Consider the following 8,231-nt stretch of genomic DNA (forward strand, 5'->3'; position numbering starts at 1 on the left):
TTGGGTTTTGAATAAATTTAAGAATGATGAATCTTTTAAACATCAATGGGCTGATTTTGAGCAGTTTTTAAGTGCGGAAAGTAAGACAGAAGAAAATAGACAGAAAGATAAAGAGCTTTTTAATGATCTTTTTAAGGGATAAGTTCTAAATTTCATATAAGAGATTTTATGTTAAATAAAGGTTAACTACTATGAAATGCTAATGTTTGTATTACAGGAGAGGTAGCTCAATTTGTTTGAACAACTAAAAGCTTATTTAAAGTTGAAATTGGCGTAAAATATATAAAACACTCACTTTGTTGAACTGGTATTTTAAGAATGCGAGATGGTATTTACTTCCTTGAATTTCAAGATAATTTTAATGATTTTGGTAATGGAGTTTTTGTAGTACAAAATAATATAATAAATGGTGGAAACTATGCATTTTCCTTTCAAGGTGAAATCATTAATCAAAAATCGAAAGTTATTATAAAACAACATGATAATAGTATAGAAAAAGCTATAAATGAAACTTTAAATGTATCTATTAAAAAGACGAATTATGATTATGAATTATTAGGGAGTATTACTAATAGACCTAATTTAGTCGTTTATATAAAAGCAAAATTTATAGGTGACTTATTTCTAAAATTAACATAATACACGTTATGCGAAGTCAAAAATGGGAGCTCTAAGCTCCCATTTTTAGTCTTTAATGCGCTTTTTCGCTTCGTCATAAACTATGCTGTCAGCTCGTTTCCCAACCGTAATGAGCAAGATAACTACCTGATCATCTTTAACTTGATAAACTAGTCGGACTCCAGCCTTTAATAATTTAATTTTGTAGCAACCTGCAAGATCACCTCTAAGCATATTCTTTGGAATATGTGGCTGCTCTATGACCTTGGCAAGTTTTTTCTTAAATTGATCTCTTATAGCACTAGGAAGCTTTTCCCATTCAGCTGTGAAGTCCTTATGACGTAAAAGCTTATAAGTCATCTAAAGTAATTTCCTCAAACATTTCTTTAGGATCATTAATACGTTTACGAACAATCGCTAATAGCTCGGTATCCTCTTCTGAGAGTAAGGCTTTTTGTACAGGGAGTTTCCCAGTCGCTGCAATGTATTCAAGGACATTTGTAAAAAACTCAGTAGGTGCAATACCTTGTTCTCTTAGAACTGAATAAGATTTTTCTTTAAGGGCTTCATCGACCCTGAAGTTAACAGTAGCCATTATTTTTCCCATTTATTGAATGCATAGGAATATTGTAATGCAAGTTGCATTACGTGGCTAGTTCGTATAATCCGTATTATGTTAATTTCAGAGAAACTATTACAAATAGAATATTACTTTTATATTCTCAAATGAGCCGCTATCTTTCTTAAAAAATACTATAAATAACTGTTATTACTGATTATTATTTTTTAAATCAGGGCGAATTTTATAAATATTATTTTGGAGTTCAAAAATATGACTGAGAGCTTTTCCTATCAGTAAGATATTTTCTCTATTTTCTAGTGATGGATCTGATTGAATCTTACTAGGAATACTGTCTAATAATATTGCAGCTTGATACAAATCATCATTTATTTTTTTTAATTGATCCATTTTTCTCTTCTATATATGTTGGTAAGGATCCCAATCATATTACATTGAGATCCTGATTTATTAGGCCGTGGTATATCTTGTTGTAGCTTCTCTAGTTTCTGAACTAAAAAGGTTTAATAATCTATCCGATGATGGTACAGGAAGATTTGGTGGATTCCAATCACCTGTAGTGATGCATGTATTTAAAGAGTTTCCACACTCTGACATTCCACCGCTACCAGCAGACCCATAGACATCAATACAGTCTGCATAATATTCTGCACACATCACAATTCTTTCGTTAAATAATATGAAGGCGTTGTAGGATCATATGCAAGAGCAAGACTACTAGTTATTATTGTACTAATTAGAACTATTTTTTTTAAGAACATAAGAAAATTGCAAAAGTGCATATTCTAAAAGCGGACATTTTTACTTTGGAGAAACCGGACATTTCTACTTTGGGCTTACATCTAAGTTTCGTATAACCGCCATTATGTTAAATGGAGGTTAGATTGGTGGAAAACTCCAGTTTTTGAAACTTCAAATAGAAGCTCTTTCGTTCAATTAGTAATTGTAATTTCTATATAAATTTATATTCTATTGAATAATTATTTCATAAATTCTCCTATCATATTTGGCTGCATATGTAGCTACTTCTTGATTAATCTTTTTATGACTTTTATCTACATATGAAAAGATTATTGAATCCTCATTATGCTGCTCATAGTTGATGGCGTATTTATATTCCGAATAAGGATAAAGAGTACCTAAGCTATAAGTTTTTTGAGCACTGATATAAGTTATTTTAAGATCTGTGATTGGGGCATTGGTCCAATTTTTAATAGAAATATATCCATTCTTTTCTAATGGTTGGCATCCTATAATTAAAACTAATGCAAGACAGTAAAATAGGCTATTCTTCATTTTGGTAGTTCTGTTCAATTGGTCTTATGAGTCGACTAATAACTATAACTTTTGAGGTATCACAGCTAGGATCTACTTCAGTTATCCAAGAATAATTATTTTTTTCTAGAGGATAGGATTCTCCGCCTCCATATGCTGCTTTATCACCTAAAAAATAAGTATCCGAATCTACTTTTAGGCTCTTAGTTTCCATATCCCAATCTAGAGTTTTTGTAGCAAAAATTGGCAGAACTTTAGATCCATCAGCATGTTCTAGGTATAGGCATTTACCTTCCCTAATAAGCTTAGCCTCACTATAACTTGCATTATCTGCTCCCCCCGTATATTGAATACGTGGAACAACTATATTTGATTCAATTTTTTCTGTAACTGGACTACAGGCTGCAAGTAAACTTAATAAAATAAATTCTAATCTTTTCATATTAAAGGAATTTTTTGATAAAATCATAATAGAGAAATTAAAGCAAATTATTCCAAAAGGCTCTGATTAAAAATTGTTAAAATTAATAGATATATGAGATAAAATTATGAAAAAATTTTTATATTTTAATTTCTTAGCAATTATTTTGACCTACGTATCTTTGCTTTATCAAAAAAATATATTAGTTGACCGCATAGTTGTAGATAAGCTTGGAGAAGTTGAAGTCATAGCTGGGGGATTTCCTCTACAGTTCCTTATAGATGGTGAAACCTCTCCAGTCGGAAGTATAAGTATCAATCCTTTATTTATTTTCATCGGCATGGATCAATTTGTTTTTCTCAATTTTTTTATTGATTATTTATTTTGGATAAGTATTTTATTTGCTTTTTCTATGATTGTGAAAAAGTACAGAATTGTATAGATCTCCTAAAATTAACATAATACACCTTATACGAAATGCTTTATAATTATCCTTAGAAATCAATGATGTAGTTTCTAGTTGATAGCCCACCTTCCCCAAGGTGGGTTTTTTTTATGATTTTTCACGTTCCACGCCTACTATTTAATCAATGTTTCACACTTTTGATTAGCTCAATTGAATAATCAGGATGCCTGGTCTTTTTCTTTTTGGCGTTCATCCAGCTCTTTCTTCAGTGCCTTTTTATCCTGGTACGATGCAATTAGCATAATCGGGATCAGCAGCGGAGCCACAATAATGCCCAGGGCAATGTCTTTCAGTTTCGGCATGATTTCTCTCCCTAGATTGCTCAGTCATGATCAAAAACAGCATTTAGCACACGGCCAAATAATCCACGTTTTTTGTGTTGTGGCACTGCCACATTTTGCAACGTGGCATGCTGTAGCGTTTGGGTGTGGTATGCCGTAGTTTCTTGCTGTGGCACTGCCACATTTTCTGCAATATTTAATTCATTATTCTTTTTATTATCATTGTCTTGTTGTGTTGTCGCATGCTGTGGTAGATCGGTGTCGCATGCCGTAGCATCTTGTTGTGGTGCTGCTGTGGCAGGTGCAACACTTTTCAGCTCAATGAGTGTTTGCATACGGTCAATTTGTTGCATTAACCGTTCTTCACGTTCTTGGTATTTTTTGACTTCATTTTCTAAATGGGCAATAAGTTTTTTTGTAGATTCATCACCTTCTTGCTTAGATGATTCAATTTTTTGAGATGTTTGCTCAGGTTCTCCAAAGCATCGGATGACCTCTGCTAGATCGAATTGTCCATCACTGGAGCGTGATAAACGTCCATTACGTACAGCTCTGTAAATGGTTGATCTATCCACATGAAATTTTTTAGATACTTCACTTAGTGATAACTTAGCCATTTACGGTGTCCTTTTTATTTGATGGCATATATCCCACTTTTTTTAGGTATGGGTATAGTTCTTTTATTCGGTCAGGGTCTTGCAGCATCTCAGCAATACGAACAGCAAATTGCGGATAGCTTTCAGTTCCCTGGGAATAACGACCCATTTCAGGAAGTTCAGAAAGTTTATTTGCAAACATATGGCGTTGTGCATCAGTCATCTTCGTAAAGAGATCTAACGTATTCGGATCTCTTTCTATCGGTGGGTTGTCCTTCTTTTTCTGTTTAAAAGTAAAAGAGAATCCTGAAATTGATCGACCTCTTTTGTGTTGCTCATACTTCACAGTGATATCTGTATGTTCGTTAATTTGTTTAATAGCAAGCTCAAGTACACTAGTTTTAAAGCGTTCCATACGCTTGTACTCTGTATCGAGTACGCCAATTCTTTGACGGAAATCACTTAGCTCTATAACAGGAGTAGAGCCAGTACTTCTCCAAGCAATTAATAATTCATATAAGCGAACAGCATAAGCACTGCTGAGATTACTAACTTGTTGCAATTCGTATTTAGTGAAATGCTCTTCTAAGCGTGTAATTAAGGGAACTATGGCAGGGGCAAAGATAAGTTTAACTACTGCTTCATTATCTACATATCCAATTTCACTAACCCAACGGGATCTATAGTTCTCAATATTCCCTCGTTCATTTATTTTTTGATAGCTAAATTGTCTTGCAAATAAATCATTACAGGCATCTTTTAATGCTTGATAAGCCGTATTGCGATGTACGCCAAATTGATTGATATAACCTTCTGCATGTACTTCAAGGGGATCATTAGCATTAATACCTTTCCCGCTTTCTCTTGCCTCAACAATGGCCAATAAAATTAAACGTTGTTCTACTAAATCTAAGTTATAGCTTGCATTAATTAAGGCATTGTCTTTTACAACTAATTCTCTCATGAAGCACCAGTATTATTTATTATGCTATGACACAATAATTAATTTTAGTGCTATAAGCAAGGTAAACGGTGTCATATTGCAAGGTAAACGGTGTCATATTGCAAGGTAAACGGTGTCATATTGCAAGGTAAACGGTGTCATATAGCCTTTGAAAGTATTGCCAATAAAGGCTTTCAGCGTGTCTAAAAGTATTTAAAAACTTTAAAATAATTAAAAGCCCAGGCAAGGAAAAATTGCCCTTGGTTTTCGCTGCGCTCAAACTCTATTGAATCTCGCTTTCGCTCGATTCGTTGGGGCAATTTTTTGGCTCATTGGGTTGTGACTTTAAAAAAAAGCAAAAGCAGCTCGGAATTCGCTTCGCTCATGAGCTTTTTACTCGCTTCGCTCATGAGCTTTTTACTCGCTTCGCTCGACATAAAGCCATCGTAATCAGTTCGCACCCATTCGGGATGCTCTGATTCTGAGTTCTTGATACACAGGGGAGCCTGTAATCAGGGAAAAACAGGTGAAAAAATTTAGATCCCTGTAGTTCGCTCGTAGACACTCGCTAAATGCTCTCATTTGCGATTTAAGAGTTTTTTCTTAACTCAACTATAAATCTACTGTGGTTTAGCAAAACATCGCTAAAAACCCTATTTTTTTGCGTTTAAACAGCATTCACCAAGGTCGGTAATCGTTGTTATTTTCATTTTCTGGTTTTTTAGGCTCATTTTTCTGCTGTTTTTCCAATTCTTGGCGTTTTAAAAATGCCAAATGTTCTCGTTCGTGTCTTTCTTGTTCATAGCGTTGTTCTTTTTGCTCTCGTTCTTTACGTAATTGCTCTCTAAATTCACTTTCTCTGCGATCATTTTCAATTCTTCGTTGGCGATCTACTTCCGCTTGGCGTACTTGCTGCATTCTTTCTTGTTCAATTTTGAGATCATCTGCCCGTTTTGCTTTAAGGAGGGGACTCATATCATCATTAAAATCATGTAGGGTATCGAATGAATGAACGTACTCTCGTTTTAGCTTCTGCCAAAACGTGGGTTTTATCGTTGGTCGTTCAATCCCATTATTTTCCAGTATCTCTGAGCATTGACCTAAGCGTTGGACGACATTCTCAATATCGTATTCTTTAGCAAGTTGTTCGACCTCGGTTGCGTATTCTCTCCAGTTCTCATTTTTTGCCTGTTCTACTGATTTTTCAGTCGCATAAAAATCAGGTTTTTTTATATCTCTGTAAGTATGATGATAAGAGTCATAAAACAAATTATTGCTATGTAGGTAAAAATCGCTTTTGTTTTCTGCTAACCATCGTTTTGTCTTGGTGAGATTTGATTCAATCTGCTTTTGATTATCAGCAGCATTGCTTTGAATGGTGTAAAACTGATTGGCAAATTCTGCATAAATATCTTGGCACCGGATGAAGTCATCATATGCGTTGTCGATCTGTTGAACCTGTTGTTCTTGCAGGCGTTCTTCTTCTAGGTTGAGATTTACTAATTCTGCTAAAAGCTCTTTTTCTTCTGCTTCGGTTAACTGAAGTTCGTTTTCCAGCTGGGTAATCTGATCTTCTAATCGACTTGGAACAATAATTTCTTGATCAAGGCCCTTGATGATCTGTTGGTATTCTCGTGCAGCATCTAAATTTTTGGCTTTGATTGCATCATTTTCAAGTGCAATTCTTGGCAGCACAATTTCAGTGTTACGTTCTTCAAGCGGTCTTTTTTGTTCCTCGTCATATTGTCTGCGAAGTGCTGTAGCTTCATGCCCTTCATGATGAGTGGGTTCAAGAAAGTCTAAGCCCTGATCCTTGTAACTCCGGTGGTCGATGCGTTCGTCTAGTCCGGCATTTTCCAATACTGTGTTTACAACATTGGCAAAAGTTGCTCGGCTGTCCTTCAGGATCTCGGGACCATGGTCGTTGAAGATTCTTTGTTTCTTTCCTAATTCGCCTTTTTCATTGATGAGTCTGGTCGTGAACATCATGTGTACGTGATAGTTTTTATTATTGGTTTCATCGTTATGTTCATGTGGTGCATGGATGCAGGCATCGACAATAACATTGTGCTTGTTCACAAAGTCTCGGCAAAAGTCATCAACGATTTTTATGCGTTCTGCATCTGTTAATTCATGTGGTAAAGCACAGATATATTCTTTGGCGAGTCGTGCATTGGCTTTCATTGAGCCATTGGCATTGAATTCTTTTTTTTCTACTGTATTCCAAAGTGTTTGACGGTCTAAAAGTTTTGTATTGGTATGTTCTGGTGCATAAATATTTTTGTATTCAAGTCCCTTTTTTTTAGTGTAGTCCTGAGTCTTTCCAAAAGTCAGATCCTCTAATTTTTCACAGGCACGATAAGCAGCACAAGCAACGGCTGAACGTCCGTCACTTCGTGAGATGTTGCTTTCATTCAAATGAAAAATTGCCACTTTAAAAACCTAAATTTCTGCATACCGTGGTTTTGATTTTTGCAACTTTGAAAAAGTTGCTGACCATGCTAAAGCGAGGTCATGGGGTACAGGGGTTTCCCCTGTCGCAACGTCCACTTTTGAATGAAATGATAAAAGTGGGTAAGTGCGCCCTTCATTTCATTCCGGGAAAACTCCGCTTCGCTACGTTTGATATTGCTCGCTTTGTTTTTTGACTCTATGATGATGTTTGATTATTGATCATCACGGTTTAATACTATGTCAGATATTCAAGAAAAGAAAGATGCAGTTTTAAAGAAGCTCACTAAAGCACAGCAGAAGAAGTTATCTCTACAAGAGCAAATTGAGTATTTGAAAAAAGAACAAGAGCAGATCTTAGAACAGGCAAAACAGAAACAGAATGAGCTTAAACTTAAGCAGCAAAAACTTTTAAGTGAAGCCAAAGCTCAAGAACGGAAAAATGAAACTAGACGGAAAATTTTGCTTGGCGCTTGGGTTTTGAATAAATTTAAGAATGATGAATCTTTTAAACATCAATGGGCTGATTTTGAGCAGTTTTTAAGTGCGGAAAGTAAGACAGAAGAAAATAGACAGAAAGATAAAGAGCTTTTTAATGAT

General features: G+C 35.1%; 12 protein-coding genes. 3 read left to right on the top strand and 9 right to left on the bottom strand.

Translation table 11 applies throughout. The features are described 5' to 3' along the window. Positions 1-318: 318 nt before the first annotated feature. Positions 319-639, top strand: a complete 321-nt coding sequence (locus FTU22_RS16015; protein ID WP_179997607.1) for a GrlR family regulatory protein — start codon at positions 319-321, stop codon at positions 637-639. A 45-nt stretch (positions 640-684) separates the two neighbouring features. Here the strand turns inward: FTU22_RS16015 and FTU22_RS16020 are convergent, their stop codons facing one another. The 5 genes from FTU22_RS16020 to FTU22_RS16040 all read right to left on the bottom strand — a co-directional run bounded on the left by FTU22_RS16020 (position 685) and on the right by FTU22_RS16040 (position 2,915). Beyond that, positions 685-978 (bottom strand): type II toxin-antitoxin system RelE/ParE family toxin, encoded by a 294-nt coding sequence (locus tag FTU22_RS16020; protein ID WP_074947749.1) that lies wholly within the window; start codon positions 976-978, stop codon positions 685-687. Then, a complete protein-coding gene (locus tag FTU22_RS16025) occupies positions 968-1,213 on the bottom strand; it encodes a type II toxin-antitoxin system RelB/DinJ family antitoxin (RefSeq protein WP_111885987.1) in 246 nt (81 codons plus the stop codon). The genes FTU22_RS16020 and FTU22_RS16025 overlap by 11 nt, the downstream gene beginning before the upstream one ends. A gap of 174 nt (positions 1,214-1,387) precedes the next feature. Next, on the bottom strand, positions 1,388-1,588 hold the full coding sequence (locus tag FTU22_RS16030; protein WP_163146734.1) for a hypothetical protein: 201 nt from the start codon (positions 1,586-1,588) through the stop codon (positions 1,388-1,390). Between the two features lie 579 nt (positions 1,589-2,167). Continuing rightward, on the bottom strand, positions 2,168-2,494 hold the full coding sequence (locus FTU22_RS16035; protein WP_005108845.1) for a hypothetical protein: 327 nt from the start codon (positions 2,492-2,494) through the stop codon (positions 2,168-2,170). Beyond that, positions 2,484-2,915 carry a hypothetical protein gene (locus tag FTU22_RS16040; RefSeq protein WP_005108844.1) on the bottom strand — a complete coding sequence of 144 codons (432 nt, stop codon included), beginning with the start codon at positions 2,913-2,915 and terminating at the stop codon, positions 2,484-2,486. The genes FTU22_RS16035 and FTU22_RS16040 overlap by 11 nt, the downstream gene beginning before the upstream one ends. 106 nt (positions 2,916-3,021) lie before the next feature. On the opposite strand from FTU22_RS16040, the gene FTU22_RS16045 reads away from it, so the two are divergent. Further along, a complete protein-coding gene (locus FTU22_RS16045) occupies positions 3,022-3,336 on the top strand; it encodes a hypothetical protein (protein ID WP_005108843.1) in 315 nt (104 codons plus the stop codon). A 182-nt stretch (positions 3,337-3,518) separates the two neighbouring features. On the opposite strand, the gene FTU22_RS16050 is transcribed toward FTU22_RS16045, so the two are convergent. From FTU22_RS16050 to mobQ, 4 genes are all read right to left on the bottom strand, one after another. Continuing rightward, the gene (locus FTU22_RS16050) at positions 3,519-3,662 is read right to left on the bottom strand and encodes a hypothetical protein (RefSeq protein ID WP_001125247.1); all 144 of its coding nucleotides are present in this window, start codon (positions 3,660-3,662) and stop codon (positions 3,519-3,521) included. A gap of 20 nt (positions 3,663-3,682) precedes the next feature. Then, on the bottom strand, positions 3,683-4,258 hold the full coding sequence (locus FTU22_RS16055; protein ID WP_002011656.1) for a plasmid replication DNA-binding protein: 576 nt from the start codon (positions 4,256-4,258) through the stop codon (positions 3,683-3,685). Beyond that, a complete protein-coding gene (repM, locus tag FTU22_RS16060; RefSeq protein ID WP_001208778.1) occupies positions 4,251-5,201 on the bottom strand; it encodes a replication initiation protein RepM in 951 nt (316 codons plus the stop codon). The genes FTU22_RS16055 and repM overlap by 8 nt, the downstream gene beginning before the upstream one ends. A 657-nt stretch (positions 5,202-5,858) precedes the next feature. Next, complete coding sequence (mobQ, locus tag FTU22_RS16065) at positions 5,859-7,613, bottom strand: MobQ family relaxase (protein ID WP_257250407.1); 1,755 nt, start codon at positions 7,611-7,613, stop codon at positions 5,859-5,861. A gap of 258 nt (positions 7,614-7,871) precedes the next feature. On the opposite strand from mobQ, the gene FTU22_RS16070 reads away from it, so the two are divergent. Next, positions 7,872-8,231: hypothetical protein (locus FTU22_RS16070; RefSeq protein ID WP_180095426.1), on the top strand; the 360-nt coding region annotated here is incomplete at its 3' end.

The organism is Acinetobacter sp. YH12076 (assembly GCF_013419525.1).
Lineage (GTDB): Bacteria > Pseudomonadota > Gammaproteobacteria > Pseudomonadales > Moraxellaceae > Acinetobacter > Acinetobacter amyesii.

Excerpts from the sequence above, each read along its gene's own strand:
- FTU22_RS16015 (WP_179997607.1), top strand. The coding sequence starts at position 319 with ATGCGAGATGGTATTTACTTCCTTGAATTTCAAGATAATTTTAATGAT.
- FTU22_RS16020 (WP_074947749.1), bottom strand. The coding sequence starts at position 978 with ATGACTTATAAGCTTTTACGTCATAAGGACTTCACAGCTGAATGGGAA.
- FTU22_RS16025 (WP_111885987.1), bottom strand. The coding sequence starts at position 1,213 with ATGGCTACTGTTAACTTCAGGGTCGATGAAGCCCTTAAAGAAAAATCT.
- FTU22_RS16030 (WP_163146734.1), bottom strand. The coding sequence starts at position 1,588 with ATGGATCAATTAAAAAAAATAAATGATGATTTGTATCAAGCTGCAATA.
- FTU22_RS16035 (WP_005108845.1), bottom strand. The coding sequence starts at position 2,494 with ATGAAGAATAGCCTATTTTACTGTCTTGCATTAGTTTTAATTATAGGA.
- FTU22_RS16040 (WP_005108844.1), bottom strand. The coding sequence starts at position 2,915 with ATGAAAAGATTAGAATTTATTTTATTAAGTTTACTTGCAGCCTGTAGT.
- FTU22_RS16045 (WP_005108843.1), top strand. The coding sequence starts at position 3,022 with ATGAAAAAATTTTTATATTTTAATTTCTTAGCAATTATTTTGACCTAC.
- FTU22_RS16050 (WP_001125247.1), bottom strand. The coding sequence starts at position 3,662 with ATGCCGAAACTGAAAGACATTGCCCTGGGCATTATTGTGGCTCCGCTG.
- FTU22_RS16055 (WP_002011656.1), bottom strand. The coding sequence starts at position 4,258 with ATGGCTAAGTTATCACTAAGTGAAGTATCTAAAAAATTTCATGTGGAT.
- repM (WP_001208778.1), bottom strand. The coding sequence starts at position 5,201 with ATGAGAGAATTAGTTGTAAAAGACAATGCCTTAATTAATGCAAGCTAT.